The following is a 21,152-nucleotide window of genomic DNA, read 5'->3' as shown; positions in this document are numbered from 1 at the left end:
GTGGGAAGCGAGGGACCAGTGAGGTTTCGGGTGGCTACTTCTGTCCGATGATTTTGTCGAACAGGAGGGCCGGGTTGCCAGGGCCGCAGTCGGCCCCGAAGGCGACGATGCGGAACTGGGCGAGCTTGCCTGTGGTGTAGATCACCATCACGCCGTCCTTGCCCGCAACGTTCACCGGCCGGATGCCCTCCGGCCGCACGTCGGGGTCCAGACCGGCGGCGGCGACACAGGCGTCGAGCCGCTCTTCGGTCTTCAGGGAGCCGAAGTCGCGGACGCCGATCGCCTTGCCGACGAGTGCTTCGGCCCCGCCGCCGTCTCCGCCGACCGAAGGGCCGACGGGGGCGGGCGGAGGCTGTGCGACGCCGCCCGTGTTCGGCTGCTGCGTGGCGGGCACGGCGATCGCGACGGCGGCGATGGCCGCCGCGGCCACGGTCGCTATCCCGGCGCCCCAGCCGATCCGCTTGTTTCGCTTCCGCCGTGCTGCCGCGAGGTCCACCACCGGGGCGACCTGCGCCTGCCGCGTCTCAAATGCACCCGGAAAGCCAAGCGACGCCTGACGCATCTCGGCGGCGAGTGCCGCGTCGATCTGTGCCGCGAATTCCGCGGGCATCGGCGCGACCGGCTCATTCGCGAGTTCCGCGAGGTCGGCCGTGGTCGCTTCCAGTGCTTCGATGATCGCCAGTGCGTCGGGGTCGGCGTTCACCAGTGGCCAGAGTTCGGCCGCCTCCCGCTCGTCCAGCACGCCTGCGTGCAGGTCGGCGAGCACATCGACAGACCACGGCGGACCGACGGTCCCACCGATCCCCCTGCTCTCGTCTGTCATCGTCCCTCCCCGTCACCCGGCGTGCCCTGAGGACGCCTGGCACCCCGTTCCGGGGTGGCGCGTTCGCGTTTGCTTTCGTGAGTTGGGACGTTCGCAATCGCATCGGGGTTCCGCAGATGTCCGAGAACCTTCGCGAGCTTTCCGCGACCTCGGGCACATCTGCTCTTGACCGTGCCCTCGGCGATGCCGAGCATCTTCGCCGTCTCGGCGACGGAGTATCCCTCGACATCGACCAACACGATCGGGGCACGTTGATCTTCGGGAAGCTGGTCGAGGGCTTCCTTCACCACGAGGCTGGTCTCCCGCTCGGACATGGAGTCGCGTGGTGAGGCAGGCTCGTTGAACTGCCCGGTCTCGGGCAGTGGGACGGTCGGTCTTGCCTGCCGTCGCCGGATCCGGTCGAGGCACGCGTTCACGACGATGCGGTGCAGCCATGTCGTGACCTGTGATTCGGCCCGGAAGTTGCCGGCGGCGCGGAACGCGGAAATAAAAGCGTCCTGCAGGGCGTCCGCGGCTTCTTCGGGATCCCGCACGGTACGCAGGGCCACCGCCCACAGGCGGTCTCGATGTCGCTGGACCAGTTCACTGAACGCGTGCGGGTCTCCAGCGGCATGCGCCGCTATGAGATCCGCGTCCGTGGGAGCTGCAGCTGTCACCCGGGAGAGCCTACTGACCCTGTCGGATGCGTCACCCCGCAGGCAGGAACGTCAGCTCTTTGAGTTCGGTCATGAACTTGCCGTCACCGTCTTCACCCAATTGTGTGATCCAGATGATGAAGTACTGACCCTGTTGCGGCTGCTGCAAAGCAATGGTGAATTCGCCGTCGGCGAGGTCCCCGCTCCCGACGACCTTCGTCTCGTCGAGCTTCGGGTTCTTCTTGTCCGCCGAGCGGATTTCGACCTTGGAACCCGGGCTTCCCGAGTTGATCTTGAGCTGGCTCAAGTTGATCGGATCCTTGAAGGTGACGATCACCCCGACGCCGTCCTTGAGCACCGGGAGCTGCTTGTCGTACTCGTCGGTCTTCCAGGAGGTTCCCGCGTCACCGTCGGTCGTGTTCCTGGCGCGGCCGGGGCTGTCACCCTTGCTGCCCGGGTTGTAGACGGCGACCGCGGACGGCTTCACCGCCGCACCCAGCGCGGGCGCGGGTGGCGGCTGTTGCGCGGGTGGGGGCTGCTGCTCACCCGGCGGCGGCACGACCTGCGACGAGGACGCGCCGACGTTGATATTCGGCCCGCTCGACTTGGACTCGCCCTGGAACAGGTTGATCAGCATCATCCCGACCCAGGCCAGGATGACCACGGTCGCGACGACGAGCACGGTGACGCCGAACGCCAGCTTCTTGCGCCGTGCGACGTCCTTGACCGGCTTCTTGGTCGTCCAGACCGTGCCGTCCGCTTCGGCGGGTGGTTCTTCCTCACCGACGGCCTTGATCAGCTGGGTGCGCTCCTCGGCCTCGGCGGCCTGGTCCAGCACACGCAAGATGGCCGCGCTGGTCCGGATCCCGCCGTGGCCGCCGTCCTCGATGGTGCGGACGGCGAGTGAGGACAACTCGACCGGGACGGTCGGGACCAGTGACCGCGGCGGGATGACGCGTCCGGTCGGCGCGAGCGGCGCCGCCGGGATCCCGGCGGGCCCGCCGGGCAGTGCCCACCGGCCGGTCAGCAGCAAGTAAAGGACCGCGCCGAGTGCTTTGACGTCGTCGCGAAGGGTCGCTTCGGGCAGCGGACCGGGGAAGGCGAGCTTCAGCGCGCCGTCCGGGGTGAGCCGCAGCCGCTGCGGGTGGTCGAGACCGAGGACGAGACCGTTCTGGTGCGCGTGGTCGACGGCTTCCGCCAGCGCCTGCACCATCCTGGCCGCGGCGGCCGGCGCCACCGGGCGCTGTGCCACCAGGTCGACCAGGTCGCTGCCCTTGGTCCATTCCGCCACGACGACACCGAGCAGACCTTCACTCGAAGTGACGCCGCTGCCGAGGCTGAGCACGTCGAGGACACGCGCGACCCCGCCGTGGCCGAACTTCGCCGCGTGCGCCGCCCGCTCCAGTGTCCGGCGCGCGAGCCTCGCGGCTTCCGCGTTCGCCGGGTCACCGACCAGCAAGGTCAGCGCCACGTCACGCTTCAGCTGCCCGTCACGGGCACGCCAAAGATGCGCGGCGGCCCGTTCGTCCACCCCGAACTGTGCGAGCAGGCGATACCGGCCGTCACCGACGACCCGGCCAGGGGCCAGCGACCCTTCTTGGGCCCGGATGCCCACGTGGCTCGCCTCCCCTGCCTGTTCGCTCCGTCTCGTATCCACCGCACTCTCCCGCGTAGCTCCCGCACCGAGGGTACCCAGAATACGACGCGGGAACGCGCGCCATCCGTGCGTGAATCGTTACCCGCGCTTGATCAGCCGGGTGATTCTGTCCGTCGCGGGCTTCAATTCCTCGACCTTCAGCGCGATGAGCACGCCGAATGAAACCGCGATCCCGACGGCCGTCTGCAGGAGAAGCCGCACCCAGGCCTGGATTTTCACCCCGAACGAGTCAGGCACGATCTGCCCGGCGAGCCATGCCGCGCCCACTCCGAGCACACTCGCGACGAGCGTGAAGAGGATCACGCCGAGAACCCGCTTGCTCCGGAGATTCCCGAGGGTCACCCACAGCCAAACCTGGCCGAGGATCGCGCCGACGACGAAGGTGAGGCCGTTGACCATCATCACGCCGAGCACGATGTTGTCCGGCGCGAGCAGCGCGGGGCACAGATAGAGCAGCGGCACCTTCACCACGGTCATCACGATCATGATCAGCACCGGCGTCCGCGCGTCCTTCATCGCGTAGAACACCCGCATCTGCAGCATGACCAGCGCGTACGGGAGCAGCGCGAAGGCACAGATGGCCAGCGCCTCACCCATCCGCGACGCGGACTCGATCTTGCCCTTGCCGAAGGTGAACAGGGCGATACCCACAGAACCGCCGACCACGGTCATCACGGCGGAAATCGGCACGAGCATCACGGTCGAGATGCGCGACGCGTAGGAGAGGTCGCCGATCAGCTTCTTGTGGTCGCCGTCGGCGGCCGCCCGGCTCATCCTCGGCATGATCGCGGTCAGCAGCGAGACACCGATGACGCCGTACGGCAGCTGGAAGAGCAGCCAGGCGTTGCTGTACGCCGTCACCCCGCCGGCTGTGCCGCTGGTCAGGACGCGGGTCGTGATCGTGTAACCGACCTGGCTGACCGCGACGTAGCCGACGGTCCACAGCGCGAGCCCGCCGAACTCCTTCATCCGCTTGTCGATGCCCCAGCGCCACTTGAACTTGAACCCGGACCGCAGCAGCGGCGGGATCAGCAGCACGGACTGCGCCACGATGCCCGCGGTCACGCCGATGCCCAGCGTCAGCAGCTTCGGGTCGGTGATCGACACCGGATCGAGCGCGATGTTCCCCGGCATCACCCACACCACGAGGATGGTGAAGATGACGACCAGGTTGTTGATCACCGGCGCCCATGCCGTCGGGCCGAAAACGTTCTTCGCGTTCAGCACCGCCGAGAGCAGCGCGAACAGGCCGTAGAAGAAGATCTGCGGCAGCAGCAGGTACGCGAAGGCGGTGACCAGTCCCGGGTTCGCCTGTCCGCTCTGGTCAACGTAGAGCTTGGTGATCAGCGGAGCCGCGAAGACCGCGATGGCCGTACCGCCGACGAGCAGCGTGCCCGCGACCGTGACCAGCCGCTGGGTATAGGCCTCGCCGCCGTCCTTGTCGTCCTGCGACCGCACGAGCAGCGGGACCACGAGACTCGACAGCACACCACCCATCAGCAGCTCGAAGATGATGTTCGGCATCGTGTTGGCGACGTTGAACGAGTCGTTCTCGACGCCCGCGCCGATCGCGGCGACCAGCAGCAGCTTCCAGGCGAAGCCGGTGATCCGGCTGATCAGCGAAGCGATCGCCATCCGGCCGCTCGACTTCGCGATCGACGGCGCCTTCGCCGGGGCGACGACGTCTTGTTCGCCGGTATGCCCCGGCCGCGGTTTGACCAGCGGCGCGTCCTTGATCGCAGGCATGACCTGCGTGGCGAGCTGGTCGTACGGGCGGAGGACGTCGGGGTCGGCGACCGGCCAGCGCGACCCCATCGGGACGCCGGGCGTGCGCGGGATGAACCGCGTCGCGTCGGGTTCGTCGCGTGGGTCCTGCTGCCACGGGCGGACCGGTGGTGGCTGGCGGCGCCCCCGATGCGGTGGGGGCGGGGTCTGGTGCGGTGCCTGCGGCGGTTGCGTTGGCGGACGGCGCGGCGGCGGGTTCTGGGTCGGCTGTGGCAGCTGCGGCGGCGGCGGGACCGGCTGGCGCCGGGTCGGCGGAGGCGGCGTCCCCTGTGCCGGAGGCGCCGCGGGTGCCTGCCGGGGCGGAGCCTGGTTCGACGGCGGGTTCTGGGGTGGCCTCAGCCGCCGTGTTTCGTCGTCGAGACGGCCCGCGACACGCTGACGGCGGCCGTCCACCGGCGGCGGTGGTGATGGCTGCGGCGGCGGTGCCGCCCGGCGCGGTCGCTCACCGCGTTCGGGTGGGACCTGCTGCGGTGGCGGCTGACGACGTTCCGCGCGTTCAGGGCGCCCGGAACGTTCCGGACGGCGCGCCGGGCCATCGGTGCGCCGAGGCGGTGCCGGTGGCGGTGGTGCCGGTGGTGGTGGCGGAGTACCTTCGCGCCGGGGACGGCCTGCACGCTCGGGCGGTACACCCGGCTCTCTTTCCAACGCGTGCCCAATCCTCGGTGCTCGACTACGTGATGCCCGGCGGCATCGTTCGACCCAGGGTAATCGGCATCGCCCGGAAACACTTAAACCTGTGCGTCCTCGGTCACACGTGGGGTGGGTTCGTTCGCCCGATCGGCGCGCGAGTCTTTGATCCTCCGGTAGATCCGGCGGCCCGAGAGCAGCAGCAACGCGCCGGCCGCCGTGACGGTGATGATGATGGTGATCGCGCCATACTCTGTCGAGGTCAGCTCGAACCGCGCGTCGGAGCCGAGTTTGGTCCCGTCGGGCGTGCTCAGCGCCACGTCGACGCTGAACCGGCCCGCCCGCAGGGCCTCGACCGGGAGCAGCCGGTTGCGAGCACTGTTGGCCGGGACCATCTGCGCCCGCAACTGGGCTTCGTCCGTCGGTCGCAGGCCAACGTTGTTCTTCAAGGCGACCTGGACGTCGACGCCGACCGGCAGGCTGTTGGTGATGAACACCGGCAGTGGTGACGCGCCGGAGGCCAGCGCGATCGTCTGCTTCGGCCGTTCCACGGTCACCTGGCCGCGGATCGCTTCGAGGTCCCCGCGGGCGTTGCCGGTGACGACACCGGCGTCCGCGCCACGCCACGAAGTCGACGCGGCCCGGATCAAGGCCAGCCGGACGGGGGCGATCACGTCGGCCGGATTCACTCGTTTGGTTGCATCCATGGTCATCGCCGACGACAGGCCCAGTGCCTCGTTGTCGATCTGGGACATCTTCGCGGTGACGTCGCCGCTGGTGGCCGTCTTCAGGTCCTGCGGGTCGTAGTTGATCGACGCCGAGCCCGCCGGGCCGACGCCGAGCAGGTCGGGCAGCGGCGAGGGCTTGGCGAGACCGGCGGTGAAGAAGTCACCCATCCGCTCCAGGAAGGCGGTGAGTTCGGGCCGGGTCGCGTCCCAGTGCCGCGGCGGGGCGATGAGCAGCGAAGACCGTTCCTGCCCGGCGGCCTGCCCGCCGAGCCCGGCCCGGAAGGCGATCGCGCCGAGCCCGTTCTGGGCCGACGCCGACCCGTTCAACGCGGACGTGATCAGTGAGTCGATCGGCTGGGCACGCAGGGCCGTGCCTTCGACGGAGACCACGCCCGATACCGGTGACCCGGAGCGGAGGTTGGCCGAGTCGGTGAGCACCGTCTTCACCCCGGCCTTGCCGATCGCTTCGACGGTTTGCGAGTCGAGGCCGCCGCCGGGCCAGAGCACGCCGTCCTGCGGCTGGATGCCGAGGAGGTTCTTGATCGTCACCGCGCCGCCGATCGCGCCGGTCAGGAGCGAGGTGTCGGTGGCGTCACCGGCGCGGACCTTCGTCAGCGCGGTGAGGTCGGCGTCGGCGAACGGGAGGGTGACCACGCACCGGCCCGCGACCAGCGCCTTCAGCTGACCGAGCCAGTTCTTCGCGGCCTCGACGCCCTGGCCGGGGACAGGGGCCCCGCCGGTGGCGACCTGGTAGCCGCGGGTCATGCCGTCCACGGTCGCGACCAGATCGGGGTCGATGGCCAGGCACAACGACGACGAGACCTTCGTGTCGGCCTCGGCCGCCCGCGCGGCCGCGACCAGCGAGTCGAGCCGTCCGCCATTGCCGAGTTCGGCTGCCAGCCGTTCGTCCGCAAGGGTCAGCGGGCCGCCGAGCGGGGACGAAACGACGTGGACCGTGCTGTTCGCGATCGGCCACAGGAGGCTCGCCGACGGCGGCGACGGCGGACGCGACGCGGGTGCCCTGCCGGGGACGCCGAGCACCGGCATGAGCAGCCTGACCGCCGCGAGCCGCTCCGGGCCGCCGAAATCGGGGGTGCCGTTGACGTTCACCAGCAGCGGGTACACGCCGGGCCGGGGGAACTGGAGCTTCGAGGTCGTGCCGAGCGGGACGGTGAGGTTCAGGCCGGCGCTCTGGCCCGCCTCCAGGGTGTCCGGTTCGAGGTCGACGAAGTCCGTGGCCGACAGGTCCTTGAACGTCCCGCCGGCGAGTACGTCACCGATTTGCTGCTCGGTCTGCAGCCGGGTGCCCAGCTGCAGCCGGACACCCAGTTTGCTGATCTTCCGGTCACCGATATTGGTGACCCGGCCGGTGATGGTCAGCGACGTCGAGTTCGTGCTGACCACGCGCGGGTTCAGCTGATCGAGGTCCACGCGCAGCCGGGGTTGCTCCTGTGCGTGCGCGGTCGCGCCGACCAACGCGGGCAGTGCCAGGAACAGGATCGACAGGACAGTGGCGGCAAGCCGCTTCACTCAGGTGCTCCCTCGGCGGTGTGGGCGTTGCTGCGCGAAGAGTTCTTTGGCCTTCCGGACGAGCTTGCGCTCGTCGGAGTAGGCGAGGGTGGTCTCCAGGTCGGCGAGCGGCACCCAGGCGACCTCGGTCACCTCGACATCCTCGTCCGAAAGTTCGCCGCCGGTGGATTCCAGGATGAAATGGTGCACCGTCTTGTGGACCCGGCGTCGCTCGGCCACGAACCAGTAGTCGATGGTGCCCAGTGGCTGCAGTACCCGTGCGGAGATACCGGTTTCCTCCTTCACCTCACGCACCGCTGTCTGCTCATGCGTCTCACCGTCCTCGATGTGGCCCTTCGGCAGCGACCACAGCAGTCTGCCGTGCCGGTCGAGCCGCCCGATCAGCGCGGCGTTGGCCCGTTCGGCGTCGACGACCAGACCGCCTGCCGAGGTCTCGTCGACCGTGGTCAGCCGCCTTCCCCGCCTGCGCCTCCGCCGGCGGCCCGGCTTCGAGGCGCCGGAGCGGCCGGCTGATCCAGACATGCTGCGATGCTAGAGCAAACGGCGGTACGGGTACGCTGGCTCTCCGTGCCCGTGTTGGGCCGGGTCGTAGTAAGTGTCTCGGTAAGTACAGCCAAATCGTGGTGGGATTGTCGTGAACAAGGTGGTCGCCGGGCAGGCGATTGCGGGGAAGAGCGCTGCGATGCAGAACGCTGTGACGGAGCTGATGCGCATTTCGCCGCTCGCGGACGAGCTCGCGAAGCTCTTCGCGAAGGCCGGTTACAGCCTGTACCTGGTCGGCGGGAGCGTCCGCGACATGATGCTCGGCAGGCCGTCGAACGATCTCGACTTCACCACCGACGCGCGGCCGGACCAGGTGCTCAAGATCGTGAGCGTCTGGGGTGACGCGGTGTGGGACGTCGGCATCGCGTTCGGCACGGTCGGCGTGACCAAACAGGGCATGACCCTGGAGATCACCACATTCCGCGCCGACAGCTACGACCGTGTCGGCCGCAACCCCGAGGTCACCTTCGGCGACAGCATCGAGGTCGACCTGCTCCGCCGCGACTTCACCGTCAACGCGATGGCGATCGACCTGGGGAACAAGGCGTTCGTCGACCCGCACGACGGGCTGCGGGCACTGCGGGACCGGGTGCTCGACACACCCGCGACCCCGCAGGAGTCCTTCGCCGATGACCCGCTGCGCATGCTGCGTGCCGCGCGGTTCTCCGCTCAGCTCGGGTTCACCGCGGCGCCGCGGGTGGTCGACGCGATGACGTCGATGGCCGAGGAGATCGACCGGATCACCGCCGAACGCGTCCAGGCCGAGCTGTCGAAGCTGCTGCTGGCCGACGACCCTCGGCCGGGGATCGAGCTGCTGGCCGGCACCGGGCTCGCCGACCGCGTGCTGCCGGAAGTACCCGGAATGCGGCTCGCCATCGACGAGCACCACCAGCACAAGGACGTCTACCAGCACTCGCTGACCGTGCTCGAGCAGGCGATCGACCTGGAGAAGACGCACGAGCCGACGTCGGAGCCGGATCTGATCCTGCGGCTGGCGGCGTTGCTGCACGACATCGGCAAGCCCGCGACACGCGAGTTCCAGCCCGGCGGCGGCGTGAGCTTCCACCACCACGAGGTCGTCGGCGCCAAAATGGTGCGCAAGCGTTTGCGCGCGCTGAAGTTCTCGAAGGAGATCGTCCAGGACGTCAGCCAGCTCGTGTTCCTCCACCTGCGGTTCCACGGGTACGGCAAGGGTGAGTGGACCGATTCGGCGGTGCGGCGCTACGTCACCGACGCCGGCGACCTGCTGCCCCGGCTGCACAAGCTGGTCCGCGCCGACTGCACCACCCGCAACCGGCGCAAGGCGGCCGCACTGCAGGCGACCTACGACGACCTCGAAAAGCGGATCACGACGATCCAGGCGCAGGAAGACCTCGACCGCGTCCGGCCGGACCTCAACGGCGAAGAGATCATGCGGATCCTCGACCTCAGGCCGGGGCCGGACGTCGGCAAGGCGTGGAAGTTCCTGAAGGAACTCCGGCTCGACCGCGGTCCGCTGGAGCACGACGACGCCGTCGCCGAACTGAAGAAGTGGGCGGCCGAGAACGGCATCGGCGGCTGACGTTCACCCGTTTCGTCACGGATTTCCCCCGTCATCGGTTGAGATAACCCCGTTGGACCCTGGCTCGTTGTGCCGTTAGCCGACATACTCGCGCCGGTGCTCCGGGCAGGGGGAGATTCCATGGCGAAGCGGCCACCCAGTTTTCTGGCGACGTTGCTGCGTCGTGGCGCGCCCGCGCTGGCCACGGCGACGAGCGAGCTGTCCGACGAAATCGGCGATCCGACGCCGATCCGGGCGTTGCGGCGGATCCAGCAGATGTCTGGGCCGGTCGACACCACCTATCGCGACAACCTCCTGTTGCGAGCCGCCCGTTATGTCGTGCTCGTCCCCTTGGTCTACCGGCTCTTCGCGGTACCCGGCGCTTTCGGTGTCTACGTCTCCACCCACGGCATGATCGGGATCGGCCCGGTCGGGCTGGTGGCACTGGGGTCGGTCGCGCTGTCGCTGTACGGGATCCGGTGGATGCTGCGCTCGGCGCCGTTCCGGCCGCAGCACGCCGCCCGGCTGCTGGCCCTCGACCTGGTGTTCACCCTGCTCGCGCCGCCGGCCGTCGGCGCGCTCGTGCCGGCCTCGGTGTACACCGAAGCGATGGCGGTGCCCGGCAAACACCTGCTCGGCGAGGTCGCGCTGCTGGCACTGGCGCTGGGGATGCCCGCCGCGGTGGGGCTGGCGCTCGCCAGTTTCCCGGTCCGGATGGTGGCGTCCCTGCTCGGCACCGGCAAGGCCGCGCCCGGCGACGCCATGGCCACCTTCCCGTCGATCCTCGGTGTGCTCTTCACCGCCAGCGGCGCGCTCGTCCTGATCGGGCTCGGCACCCGGCTCGCCCTCGCCTACGGCATCCGCAACGGCCGGATCGCCGAACGCGCCCGCCAGCACCGGATCCTGCACGACTCCGTGCTGCAGACCCTCGAAGCGATCGCGCTCGCCAACAAGGGGGACCCCGCGACCCGGCTCGCCGAGGTCCAGCGGCTGGCGCGGGCGCAGTCGATGGAACTGCGGCAGACCATCGAGTACGAGACTTCGGAGCGGTCGGAGGCCGGGTCGCGGCCGTTGGGTGAGAAGCTCGCGTCGCTGGCGGCGGAGATGGCGAGGGACGGCCTGCGTGCCCAGCTCGTGATCGCCGAACTCGACGACGACACGCTTTCGGAGGTCCGGCAGATCGCCATCCGCGACGCCGTCCGCGAGTCACTGCGCAACACGCTCAAACATGCCGGGACGGACAAGGTCGTCGTGCGGGTCGAGGAACAGGAAGGCGGCGTCACGGTGATCACCCGCGATCACGGCGCCGGGTTCAGCCTCGACTCCCGCCCCGCCGGTTTCGGCATCAGTGAGTCCATCACCGCCCGGCTCCGCGAGGTCGGCGGGACCGCCAGGGTGGAGTCGGCTCCAGGCAATGGCACCAGAGTCACCCTTTGGGTGCCTTTCTGACGGTAAACAGGAGAACATGACGAAAACGGAAGTCCTGGCCGAATCGCTCACCGCGTACCGCGACGGTGACCCGGCCAAGGCGGCGGACCTCGCCGGGCGTGCCGGATCCACGCTCGGGAACGAATTGCGGCGCTACCTGACCGAGGGCGGCGGTGGACCGGTCTACGACCAGCCTGCCGCGTTCACGGCGTTCATCCGCGGCGGCGGGAACGTCAACCTTTACCGGAAGCTCAGCGTGATGCTCGCCCGGCGCTACGGAAGCGTCGGCTCGCTGCTCGACCTCGGCTGCGGCGACGGGCTCGCCGTCGTCCCCGCACTCGAACAGGCCGACCGGCATCCCGGCCGGATCGACCTCGTCGAGCCGTCGAGTGCGCTGCTCGCGGAAACCCGCAAGCACCTCGACGGCACCCACGGCCTGCACACCTGGGACGAAACCGCGCAGGAGTTCCTCGCCCGCGACGGCGACCGGCAGTGGCAGCTGACGCAGTCGACCTTCGCGCTCCAGTCGATCCCGACCGCGGAACGCACCGAGGTCCTGCGTGCGCTCCGGCCACGCACCGCCTGCCTCGTACTCGCCGAGTTCGACGTGCCCGAGTACGACGAAGACTCCGCCGAGTACCTGCTTTCGCTGGTCACCCGCTACGAACGCGGGATCTCGGAGTACGGCAGGGACGCGTCGCTGGTGGCGCAGGGCTTCCTGCTGCCGATCCTGCTCGGCCTGGTCAAACCCGGGGCGGACCGGACGAACTGGGAGCAGCCCGCCACCGATTGGGCCTCGCAGCTCAAGGAAGCGGGCTTCACCGGTATCCGGATCGAGCCGCTGGCCGACTACTGGTGGTCCCCCGCCGTGCTCATCACCGCGTCCTGACCGACGCGCTACTGGACTCGCGAGAGCGCGCCGGTTTCGAGATGCTGGGCGATCGGCCGGGGCAGCACGTAGGCCACGGCTCCGCCCGGTGTCCCGTTCCACGGCGCGGTGATCCCGGTGACCACGCGCAACGGACGCTGGACGCGGTAGAGGCGGCGATCCCGTTCGCGGTCCGCCGCCAGCGAGGTCTCGATGAACCGGGCCGACTCGGCGTGCACGAGGTTGCCGGTCTCGTTCCCGAACCGCTGGATGGTGGTGCCGGCTGGGAGTACGACGATCCGCTTGCGGCGAAAGAAGTTCAGCGGCGGCTCGCCCCGCAGCGGCAGGATCGGCCAGTCGGCCGGGTTGTCGGCCTCCTCGTTCGCGCCCACCGCGGCCCGTGCCGGGTAAAGCAGCAGGGTGCCGAGGAAGAACCGGGCCGCTTCTTCGAGTTTGGCGAACGCCACCGGCTCGTCCGACGGCGGCCGTGAGACCTCCCAGCCGTTCTCGGCGCGGCGCAGCGTCCAGATCCCCGGCTCCGGCACCGCGTGCGCGCCGATGCGGTACGCCGCCGGGGCGACCCCGTGCTCGGCGAGCCGCTGTGCCAGCACGTCCAGCACCTCACCGGCGCGGATGTCGCGACCCGGCTCGCCGTCGCGCTCCACGCGGGTGCGGATCCCGTCGTCCGGCAGGTCCGCGTCGGTTTGTGACGGCCGCGGCTTGCCGACGAGTTCCGCTTCGGCGGTCGCCCGCACCAGCTCGCCGACCAGTGGCGGCCGGAACCCGGCGGCCCGGATGTGCTCGACCAGCTCCGGCTCCGGCGGCACGCCGTACTTCCGCAGGTAATGCGGGACGGCGGCGGGCCAGATCCAGACACCGTCGGTATGGAAGGCGTTCGGGACGTCCGGCGGGCCGTTCGGGGTGAAGATGTCGGGCTGCGGACCCGGCCGGGACACCGCCACCGGCGAGCGGAAGAGGTAATCCAGGACCCCGCGGATCTGGTCCGGCGGCACCGGCGGCCGGTTGACGACCGGGCGCTCGCCCTCGTTGTGCGCGTCGGCGACCTTCGCGTGCCGGAAGACGACGTCCAGTGGCAGGCCCGCCTTCGCCGAGAGCCAGGTCGGGACCTGCTTCGCGTCACGCGGGAAGATCGCCAGCTCGGTGGTGTACGCGCGCGGAGACGGCTTCCCGCCTTCGTTCGGCGTCAGCCGCCAGGTGGGTTCCTGCTCGGCGTCGAAGTCGAAGTCGAAATGCGATTCGGAGTCCAGTGTGAAGGTGCCCTGGAACCAGGCGCCGGTCTCGGGGTTGTACATCGCCGCGCGCAGCCGCGCGAACAGCGATCCGAGCACCGGCGGGGCCGCGATCGACACCGACACCGGGCCGTTGCCCTCGTCGCCGACCGAGCGGACTTCGAGTTCGGCATAGTCGCCGACCTGCCGGAACTGCGCGCCGACCCGCTGCCAGCCCGGCGGCAGCACTGGCAGCAGCGTCCGGCCGATGGCGCGCAGCAGCGCCGACTGGTCACCCGTGCCGATCTGCGGCCGGGCGTCCGGTGTCTCGACGAAATCGTGCCTGGTCTGCCATAACGCCGTCAGCTGCGACGCCGCGGCCGTGGTCGAGAAATCCGTCAGCCCCAGCTCGGCCGCGCGGGCCGCGTCCTCGCCCGCCCAGCGCAAGGTCAGCTCGCCGCCGGTCTGCGGCGCGATCTGGAAGTGCTCGTCGTCGAAGCGGCCGTGCGTCTGCAGACTGAAGGTCGCGCCGACCTCGCCGTTCAGCACCACGCGGGCGGCACGACCGTTCCACTCGCGGTCGAAGCCCTCCGGCACCGCTTCCCCCGGCGGTGCGATGAGCAGCAGCGTGCCGTCCTCGGTCGACCGCTGGGCCGCGAAGACGGTGTCCCCCCACACGGCGTATAGGCCATCTGGCCGCTCTGCCGCTTGAACCCGGTAACGCACGATCAGTTCCCCTCCCCAAGTTCCCCAAACCGGAGGTAAATCTAGTAGGCCGGGTACCGGACGTACCACCGGTCGTCACCTGGCGCGGTTCCGCCGAACTCCGCGAGGGCGTCATCGGCCAGCTGTCCGATCACCTCGGACAACTCCAGTTTCGACAGCCAGTCCGTCTGTAGCTCTTCTTCGCCGTACATAGCGCCGACGAGGTTGCCACAGATCGATCCCGTCGAATCGCTGTCGCCACTGTGGTTCACCGACGCGAGCAGTGCGGAATTCGGATCAGTGGTGGCCAGTGCGACGTAGACCGACATCGAAAGCGCGGTTTCGCCGACGTTTCCCTGCCCGAGTGTTTCGAGCTTCTCCGGTGTCGGAGCCCCCTGCCCGGCCAGCGCGAGCGCCTGATCCAAGGCGACGCTCTGCTCCTCGTGCCCCGGGTACTTCTCCAGTTCGGCACGGGCGGTCCCGATGGTGGCGAGCAGTGGTTTCCCGCGCAGCAGTTCGTGCACGATCACCGCGAACGTCCCCGACGAGAGGTACCCACTCGGGTGACCGTGCGTCAGCGCCGCGCTCTCCGCGCCGAGCCGGAACACCTCCGCGAGGTCGTCCGACCACAGCGCGACCGGCGCCGCACGCATGACCCCGCCGCAACCCTTCGAGTTGTTGACCGGCTTGTCGATACCGGCGCGCACCCCGGTCTTGCCGTACGCCTCCAGCTCGCTGAAGCAGGTGAGACCGGGTGCGCGACGGCTGAACAGCTCACGGTTCGTGATCAGCCAGCCGTCCGGTTCCAGGCTCGTGTTCTCCGGGCCGCGGGCCCGTTCCCACGAGACGCCCTGGGTGTGCAGCCAGCGCTGGTAGGCCATTTGGAGCGACTGCTCTACCGGCAAAACGTTAGCAAAGGTCCCTTGCTCCCCCCGGCCGGTAGCAAAGGTCCCTTGCTCCCCCCGGGCGCCCGCATGGGCTCTGACCAGGCCTTCCAGCGTGAACAGGGTCATCTGGGTGTCGTCCGTGATCCGCCCGATCCCGCCGTACGCCGGGATGAAGCCGGTGATCCCGGCGGGTCCGGCGATCTCGCGGATGCGGTCGATCGAGTCGAACTCGGTCTTCGCGCCGAGCGCGTCACCGATCGCGCCGGCGTAGAGGCTGCCGCGCAGCCGCGAAAAGGTCGCCGGATCCTGAAGCCACTCGCGCATTTCTCTACTGATCTCCTCGCGGGTACCGGTCCGCGTCCCAGCGCCGCCGCTGTTCGGGTTCGCGGGGCAGGCCGAAACGGTTGAAGTAGTAATAGGCGTCGCCCGCCATGCCGTCGACGACGCCGAGGTCGGAAAACGCGGCGAGCCAGTGCTCCGGCAGGCCGGGCACGGTGAGCCTGGCGCCGACCATCGCCCCGGTCAGCGCACCGGTCACCGCACCACCGCGGGCGGCCAGCGCCAAGGCCGCTTCGGGGTCGTGACCCCGTTTGGCGGCGGCGAACAACGCCTTGCCCAGCACCGAAAGCGGCGTCCGGCCGTCCCCGATGCTGTCGAATTGCCCGACGTCGGCGGCACTACCGCCGTCGATGTCGTTCCTGAGGTCGAGCACCGTCTTGACCAGGTCGCCGACCTCGCCGCTGTACTCGTCGAAGCCTTCGAGGAAGTTCGCCACCGCGGGTACGCCGTCGCGGGCCGCGAGCTGGGCGCGGAACAAGTTCACCAGCAGTTCGGCGCCGTGGACGACCTCGTGCCCGGCGGCGGAACCGACCAGCTCACGGACCACCTTCATCGCGTAGAACGCGCTGTCGGCGGGGCCTTCCACACCACCGGTCACCGTCGCGGCCAGCGCGGTCACCAGCATCGTCGAGAACTCGGCTGGGGCGGGGCCCGCGCCTTCGGTGGCCTTCGCGACCCAGCCGTCCGGACGTCCGCCCGCGGGCAGTGACGCCGGGATCTCGGGTTTGTCCGGGGTCGCGTCCAGGCCGCGGATCACCGATTCGGTGTGGAACAGCAGCTGCCGGGTCAGCCCGCCGAGCGGCAGGCCGTCCGCCGGAACCGCGCCCGAGCCGAGCGCGTCCCCGAGCGCGAAGCCGACGTAGGCGCCGAGAAGCCGTGGGTACGCGAAGCTGCCGACGGGGATCGTCGGGTTGTAGAACTTCCCGAACGTCCAGGCACTCGGCCGGGGCTCGCCGTTGTCGTAGAAGTGCGTCACCATGCCGTTCGCGAACAGATCCGCGGGCAGCTCCGGCAGCGGGCGGCCGTCGTACTTCGCCCTGGACCGCTTGAACGACAGCGTCGCACCGCGCACGTACCGGACGAGTTCGCCGGTGCTCAGCGGGAGGCCGTTGTCCCTGGCCTGGTCGGCGAGACTCCGCAGATTCGAAGTGGCCGCGCCGAGGTCCTGGCCCAGTTCCTCGCGAAGTGCCTCGTACGCCTTCGTGTAGTCCTCACCGAGGTACGCCGGATGTTCGACGGACGGCGTGCGCTCGGCCGCCACCGGGAGATCGAGGTCGGCGACCCGGCTCAACGTCTCCGGATAGACGTGGAAGGTCTCCTGGCGGCCCGGGTTCACCAGCAGGCCGACGCCGGCAGCGCCCTTCGCGCGCTTCAGCAGTACTCGCGGCTGGGTCCGTTCCCAGGTGTCGTACTCCGGCAGGATCTGATGCTCGGAGGTGTAGACGACGAATCTCGCACCCGCGTCACCGAGGTCACGGACTTGGAGGTGGCCGTCCTTCGCCGGGGCCAGCACGTCCAGGTCGAGCATCCAGTGGACGAACTCCTCCGGAGTGATCCACTCGACGCGGAGGTAGCCGAGAAGCTTCTCGACGTCGCTTTGCGGCTTAGGGCGCCCAGCGAACAACGGTCCTGGCCGGTGGTCCGGGTTCACGCGGATCGCGCCGGTCGGCTCGCCGTACAGCGTGTGCTGCTCCCAGCGCACGATCGCCGACTTCGGTACCGGCAGGCCGGGTGCCACGGCCGGGTCGAACTCGGGGTCGACGACCTCGGTCCAGCGGGTGAACGTGTCGTCGTCCGCGTCGCCACCCGCCGCCGAAACCGCCATCAGCTCCAGGTCGAGCCGGATCTCGCCGCCGTCGTCCGGGACGAACGCGACCGGGCTGGGGAACAGGCCCGTGCCGGGATCGGTCCCGTCGAGCCAGCCGACGGTGTTGTACGTGACGTTCCAGCCGCCGGTCGCGCGCACGACGTACTCGCGACGGACCCGCAGCGCGCCCGTCCCCTCCGCGCCCTGACCCGCCAGCCATTCTTCGACGCGGCTGACGGCTTCCTCTTCGTTCATCGTCCCCAATTCCTGATTCACCAGCGGGGATACCGCCGGTCCCAGCCGTCGACCTCCTGCAGTGCCGAATGCCGGTCGAAATGCCAGAACGCGTCCGTGGCGATGTTCTCCACCAGATAACGCAGTTCCAGCTGTTCGACCCATTTCTGCGGCAGGCCGGGAATGCCGGTGCGGGCACCGAGCAGCGCACCGGCGATCGCGCCGGTCACGGCACTGCGGCCCGAGTGGTTGACCGCCCGCAGCAGTGCTTGCTCCGGGTAGTTCTCGAAGCCGGACAGCGCCGCGAAAGCGCGGCCCAGCACCGAAAGCGTGCCCTTGCCGTCGCCGATCAGCTCCGGGACACGCAGATCGGGCAGCCCGTGCTTGCCGAAGAACGGCACCGATTCCGCGACCATCGTCTTGAGATCCGCCCAGACCGGCCCGCGCTGGTGCGGGTTCTGCTCGTTGAAGATCTCGCGGGAGGTGTTCCAGACCGGGTAGCTGAACGCCTCCGAGGTCAGCGCTGGTTCGAACAGCCAGGTCAGGTAGGTCGCCGCCTCGACGTCGACCTCGCCGGGGTGGGTGACCGAGACCAGGTCGCGGACCGCCTGCCGGACACCGCCACTCATCGCGCTGCCGGGGCCGGCCGCGGTCATGGCCGACGGCAGGGCCGCGACCAGCGCTTCCGGTCCGCTCAGCGGCATCGCCGTCGGGGAGATGGTCGCCAGCGCGTGGTAGGCGTTCAGTTCCGCGTCGTCGGGAGTACGCCGGACCCGCAGCTCCGGCACCTTCACCAGCCAGCCGTCCGCGTTGTCCAGCGGGGCGCCCTGGGTGTGCAACCAGCGCATCAGCGCGTTGCGGGCGACGGTCCCGAGTGCCCGTTCGGCGTCGCGGTTCTCCGGCTGCTCGCGGTGCGGGCTGCGGATCACGGCCTCGGTGTAGAACAGCAGCCGCTGGGTGAGCGGCCCGATCCGGCCGGGCAGGTCGAACGCGACCGGCAGGTCGGTGACCCCTTCCGGGCCGTAAGTGCTGTGGATTTCGTCGAGCCGCATCCGGTCGACCGCGGCGCCGAGAGCCTCGCCGAGCGCGAAGCCCACGTACGCGCCCGTGACGCGCTGCCAGCCGTAGCGCGAGCTGGAGCGGTCACGCTCGAAGTACTTGCCGAAGGTGTCCAGACGTGGCTGGATCTGTCCCTCGTCGTCGTAACCGGGTGCGAGACCGTTGGCCCGCAGGTCGTTCGGATGGCCGCGTGGCGGCTCCGGCAGTCTGAGCCGCGCCAGCCACGACTGGCCGAGCACGGTCTTCTGGCATTCCTCGGCGGTGAGTTCGAAGCCTCGGCGTCGGGCCCGCTCGGCCGCGTTCAGTGGCGGCTTCACCGGTTCGGGAAGGCCCATCTTCGCGGCGGTGTCGGCGGAGAGGGTCTCCAGCTCGGGATCCGCTTCGGGGCAGCGTTCGTTGACGTCGACGTGCGCTTCCCGGCGCGGGAACTTCAGCGCGGTCTCGGCGAGTTCGGCGCCGCTGACGTCCTCGAACGTCGCCGGTCCGCCGTTGATCACCAGATTCGGCGGGCTTTCGTAGCTTGCCAGCGTGGCGATGTCGACCTTCCAGTACCCGTGTTCGCGGGAAGGGAGGTTCCTGGTCGAGCTGAACACGCGCAGCTCGGCGCGGTCCTCGTTGAAATAAAACCGCTCCGTTTTGCCGGACGCCAGGTCGAGCGGGACGTAGACCTCGCAGCGCAGGAGCCCGATGAGCAGCTGTTCCCTGGTCAGCCAGCCGACGCTGGCGAACGACAGCAGTGTTTCGAGTCTGTTCTCCGGCTTCGGATAACCACGGCGGACCGGACCGGCCTTGTACTCGGGGTTCTCGCGTTCGTCCCCGGTCGGCACGCCGTCCGGATTGACCTTGACCCAGCCCGCGACGACCGGGAGCGGCACGCCGAGGTCACCGAGTCCGGCCTTGCCGTATTCGGGGTCGACGACCTCGCGCCACGCCTCCTGGCCGGGGAACGCGACCGGGACGCTGAGCCCGCCGGGCTGCGGATGCGCCTGACGCAGCTCGCCGTCCGGTTCGCGGACGACCACCGACGGCGGCGGGAAGATCTCCTTCTCGGCGTGACCCTCGTCGAGGAAGGCGATGGTGTTGTAGGGGACAGACCAGCCTTCGGGGACGCGCAGGACCTTTTCGTGGTTCACGCGCAGGCCGGCGCCGCCCGGTTCGGACACGTCCGGACCGTGGACCGCGCGCAGCCACTCTTCGACCTTGGCTACCGCTTCCGCCGATTCCACCTACTCGATCCTCTCCAGGCTGCCGTCGGACACGTGCTCGGCGATGGTCTTCGGGAGCACGTAGGCCACCGCACCACCGGGCATGTTCGCCCACGGGACGGTGACACCGGTGATCACGTGGAGCGGGCGTCGCAGCCGGTAGGTCCCACCGACACGCTCCCGTTCCAGCGGCAGGGATGTCGTGGCGAACCGTACCCCTCCGTGGTGAACCAGATTGCCGCTCTCTTCGCCGAACCGCAGTACGACCGTACCGGCGACCATCCGGCTGACACGCTTGTTGCGAAGCAAGGTGAGGGGAGGCTCACCCGCGGCCGCCTTGACCGGCCAGTCGGCGAGTTCTTTCGCCGTCTCCAACGGGGTTTCGTGCCCGGCCGTCATCCTCGCGGGATGCAGCAGGACAGCACCGAGAAGCTGGTGAGCCGCGTCTTCAAGCTTTTCGAAGTACTTCGGCGACACGGGGGAACCGACGGCGTAAGCCGCGACTTCCCAGCCCTTCTCGGTGAAGTTGAGGCACCAGGCGCCGTCGGCGCGGTCGCCGATGCGGTACGCCTCCGGCCAGACGGCGTGCTCCCCGAGCCTGCTGACCAGAACGACCAGGAGGTCTTCGTCGGCAAGACCGGGGTTCGGCGACGTCTCCAGCTCCGCGGCGATGTCGCCTTCGGTCTTCTTGACGTCGGACCGGCCCGGCTTCGGCCGCGGCTTGCCCAGCAGATCCGCCTCGGCGGTCCGCCGGACGAGGTGCTCGACGTACGGCGGCTGGAACCGCTGGCCCCGGATGTGCTCGACCAGCGCCGTCTCCGGCGGGATCCCGTACTTCCGCAGGTAATGCGGGACGGACGCGTGCCAGATCCAGCTGCCGTCGGTGTGGTAGCTCTCCGGGACGTCGCCGTCGGCTTCGGGATCGAAGATGTCCTTCCCGAGGCCGCTGCCCGAGAGGATCGCCGGTTCACGCTCCAGGTACTGCGCGACCAGCGGTGCTTCGGATTCGTCGAGCTCCGGCCGGTCCACCACCGGGGGCTCGCCCTCGGTGTAGGCGTCGACGATCCGGGCGTGCCGGAACTCGACACGCAACGGCAGCTGCGCACGTAGCCGCCACCAGTCCGGGATGTGCTCGTCGTCGCGTGGGAAAGCGGCCAGCTCGTCCGGGTACGCCGAAGTCTTCGGTGCCACTTTCCACGCCGGTTCGTCGTCGAGGGTGAAGTCGAAGTCGAAGGTGCCATCGGGTTTGAGCGTGAACCGCGACTGCAACCAGGTGCCGCGGCCGGTGCTGTACATCCCGGTGCGCAGGGTGCCGAAGAGGGCGATCAGCCCGGGTGCGGGTTCGAGGTTGTGGCCTTCGAGTTCGGTGTGCTCCCCGGCCCGCCGGAAATCGGCGACGGCGGCGTGGGCGGGGTCGGTGACACCCGTCCGGATGAGCTTGCCGATCTCGACCAGCAGCCCGCGTTGTTGTTCGGAAGTCAGTTGTTCCACGTGAATCATCCGGCCCGGTTCGGCCGTCGGGA

General features: G+C 69.5%; 15 protein-coding genes. 3 read left to right on the top strand and 12 right to left on the bottom strand.

What is annotated here, in order from left to right; genetic code table 11:
• Positions 1 to 34: 34 nt before the first annotated feature.
• The 7 genes from AB0M65_RS05025 to AB0M65_RS04995 all read right to left on the bottom strand — a co-directional run bounded on the left by AB0M65_RS05025 (position 35) and on the right by AB0M65_RS04995 (position 8,307).
• Positions 35 to 823, bottom strand: coding sequence for a hypothetical protein (locus tag AB0M65_RS05025; protein WP_364021575.1), 789 nt, complete (start codon positions 821 to 823; stop codon positions 35 to 37).
• Positions 820 to 1,479 carry an RNA polymerase sigma factor SigM gene (gene sigM, locus AB0M65_RS05020; RefSeq protein WP_364021572.1) on the bottom strand — a complete coding sequence of 220 codons (660 nt, stop codon included), beginning with the start codon at positions 1,477 to 1,479 and terminating at the stop codon, positions 820 to 822. The genes AB0M65_RS05025 and sigM overlap by 4 nt, the downstream gene beginning before the upstream one ends.
• A gap of 31 nt (positions 1,480 to 1,510) precedes the next feature.
• Positions 1,511 to 3,073, bottom strand: coding sequence for a protein kinase family protein (locus AB0M65_RS05015; protein WP_364021711.1), 1,563 nt, complete (start codon positions 3,071 to 3,073; stop codon positions 1,511 to 1,513).
• Between the two features lie 120 nt (positions 3,074 to 3,193).
• Positions 3,194 to 5,293, bottom strand: coding sequence for a murein biosynthesis integral membrane protein MurJ (gene murJ, locus AB0M65_RS05010; protein WP_364021569.1), 2,100 nt, complete (start codon positions 5,291 to 5,293; stop codon positions 3,194 to 3,196).
• Positions 5,236 to 5,529 (bottom strand): hypothetical protein, encoded by a 294-nt coding sequence (locus AB0M65_RS05005; protein ID WP_364021566.1) that lies wholly within the window; start codon positions 5,527 to 5,529, stop codon positions 5,236 to 5,238. Before AB0M65_RS05005 ends, murJ begins: the two co-directional genes overlap by 58 nt.
• A gap of 99 nt (positions 5,530 to 5,628) precedes the next feature.
• Entirely contained in the window at positions 5,629 to 7,785 is a 2,157-nt protein-coding gene (locus tag AB0M65_RS05000; protein ID WP_364021563.1) for a DUF6049 family protein, read from the bottom strand.
• Positions 7,786 to 8,307, bottom strand: a complete 522-nt coding sequence (locus tag AB0M65_RS04995) for an NUDIX hydrolase (RefSeq protein WP_364021561.1) — start codon at positions 8,305 to 8,307, stop codon at positions 7,786 to 7,788.
• A 160-nt stretch (positions 8,308 to 8,467) separates the two neighbouring features.
• On the opposite strand from AB0M65_RS04995, the gene AB0M65_RS04990 reads away from it, so the two are divergent.
• The 3 genes from AB0M65_RS04990 (at position 8,468) to AB0M65_RS04980 (ending at position 12,185) form a co-directional block, all read left to right on the top strand.
• Positions 8,468 to 9,889, top strand: coding sequence for a CCA tRNA nucleotidyltransferase (locus AB0M65_RS04990; RefSeq protein WP_364021558.1), 1,422 nt, complete (start codon positions 8,468 to 8,470; stop codon positions 9,887 to 9,889).
• Positions 9,890 to 10,009: 120 nt separating this feature from the next.
• The gene (locus tag AB0M65_RS04985) at positions 10,010 to 11,317 is read left to right on the top strand and encodes an ATP-binding protein (protein WP_364021555.1); all 1,308 of its coding nucleotides are present in this window, start codon (positions 10,010 to 10,012) and stop codon (positions 11,315 to 11,317) included.
• 16 nt (positions 11,318 to 11,333) lie between these two features.
• Complete coding sequence (locus AB0M65_RS04980; protein WP_364021552.1) at positions 11,334 to 12,185, top strand: class I SAM-dependent methyltransferase; 852 nt, start codon at positions 11,334 to 11,336, stop codon at positions 12,183 to 12,185.
• An 8-nt stretch (positions 12,186 to 12,193) separates the two neighbouring features.
• Here AB0M65_RS04980 and AB0M65_RS04975 read toward each other — a convergent pair whose 3' ends face one another.
• The 5 genes from AB0M65_RS04975 to AB0M65_RS04955 are packed head-to-tail and all read right to left on the bottom strand — an operon-like array spanning position 12,194 to position 21,120.
• On the bottom strand, positions 12,194 to 14,119 hold the full coding sequence (locus tag AB0M65_RS04975; RefSeq protein ID WP_364021549.1) for a TNT domain-containing protein: 1,926 nt from the start codon (positions 14,117 to 14,119) through the stop codon (positions 12,194 to 12,196).
• 41 nt (positions 14,120 to 14,160) lie between these two features.
• A complete protein-coding gene (locus AB0M65_RS04970) occupies positions 14,161 to 15,309 on the bottom strand; it encodes an ADP-ribosylglycohydrolase family protein (protein WP_364021547.1) in 1,149 nt (382 codons plus the stop codon).
• A 4-nt stretch (positions 15,310 to 15,313) separates the two neighbouring features.
• A complete protein-coding gene (locus AB0M65_RS04965; protein WP_364021544.1) occupies positions 15,314 to 17,386 on the bottom strand; it encodes a YrhB domain-containing protein in 2,073 nt (690 codons plus the stop codon).
• 17 nt (positions 17,387 to 17,403) lie between these two features.
• The gene (locus AB0M65_RS04960; RefSeq protein ID WP_364021541.1) at positions 17,404 to 19,650 is read right to left on the bottom strand and encodes an ADP-ribosylglycohydrolase family protein; all 2,247 of its coding nucleotides are present in this window, start codon (positions 19,648 to 19,650) and stop codon (positions 17,404 to 17,406) included.
• Positions 19,651 to 21,120 carry a TNT domain-containing protein gene (locus AB0M65_RS04955; RefSeq protein ID WP_364021538.1) on the bottom strand — a complete coding sequence of 490 codons (1,470 nt, stop codon included), beginning with the start codon at positions 21,118 to 21,120 and terminating at the stop codon, positions 19,651 to 19,653.
• Positions 21,121 to 21,152 lie beyond the last annotated feature (32 nt).

This window comes from Amycolatopsis sp. NPDC051071 (assembly GCF_040682875.1).
Lineage (GTDB): Bacteria > Actinomycetota > Actinomycetes > Mycobacteriales > Pseudonocardiaceae > Amycolatopsis.
The sequence above is the reverse complement of the archived record's forward strand: the minus strand, read 5'-3'. Positions and strand labels throughout refer to the sequence as shown.

Coding starts and splice junctions, on each gene's coding strand:
- AB0M65_RS04970 (WP_364021547.1), bottom strand. CDS start 15,309: ATGCGCGAGTGGCTTCAGGATCCGGCGACCTTTTCGCGGCTGCGCGGC.
- AB0M65_RS04985 (WP_364021555.1), top strand. CDS start 10,010: ATGGCGAAGCGGCCACCCAGTTTTCTGGCGACGTTGCTGCGTCGTGGC.
- AB0M65_RS04995 (WP_364021561.1), bottom strand. CDS start 8,307: ATGTCTGGATCAGCCGGCCGCTCCGGCGCCTCGAAGCCGGGCCGCCGG.
- AB0M65_RS04965 (WP_364021544.1), bottom strand. CDS start 17,386: ATGAACGAAGAGGAAGCCGTCAGCCGCGTCGAAGAATGGCTGGCGGGT.
- AB0M65_RS05025 (WP_364021575.1), bottom strand. CDS start 823: ATGACAGACGAGAGCAGGGGGATCGGTGGGACCGTCGGTCCGCCGTGG.
- AB0M65_RS04990 (WP_364021558.1), top strand. CDS start 8,468: ATGCAGAACGCTGTGACGGAGCTGATGCGCATTTCGCCGCTCGCGGAC.
- AB0M65_RS04980 (WP_364021552.1), top strand. CDS start 11,334: ATGACGAAAACGGAAGTCCTGGCCGAATCGCTCACCGCGTACCGCGAC.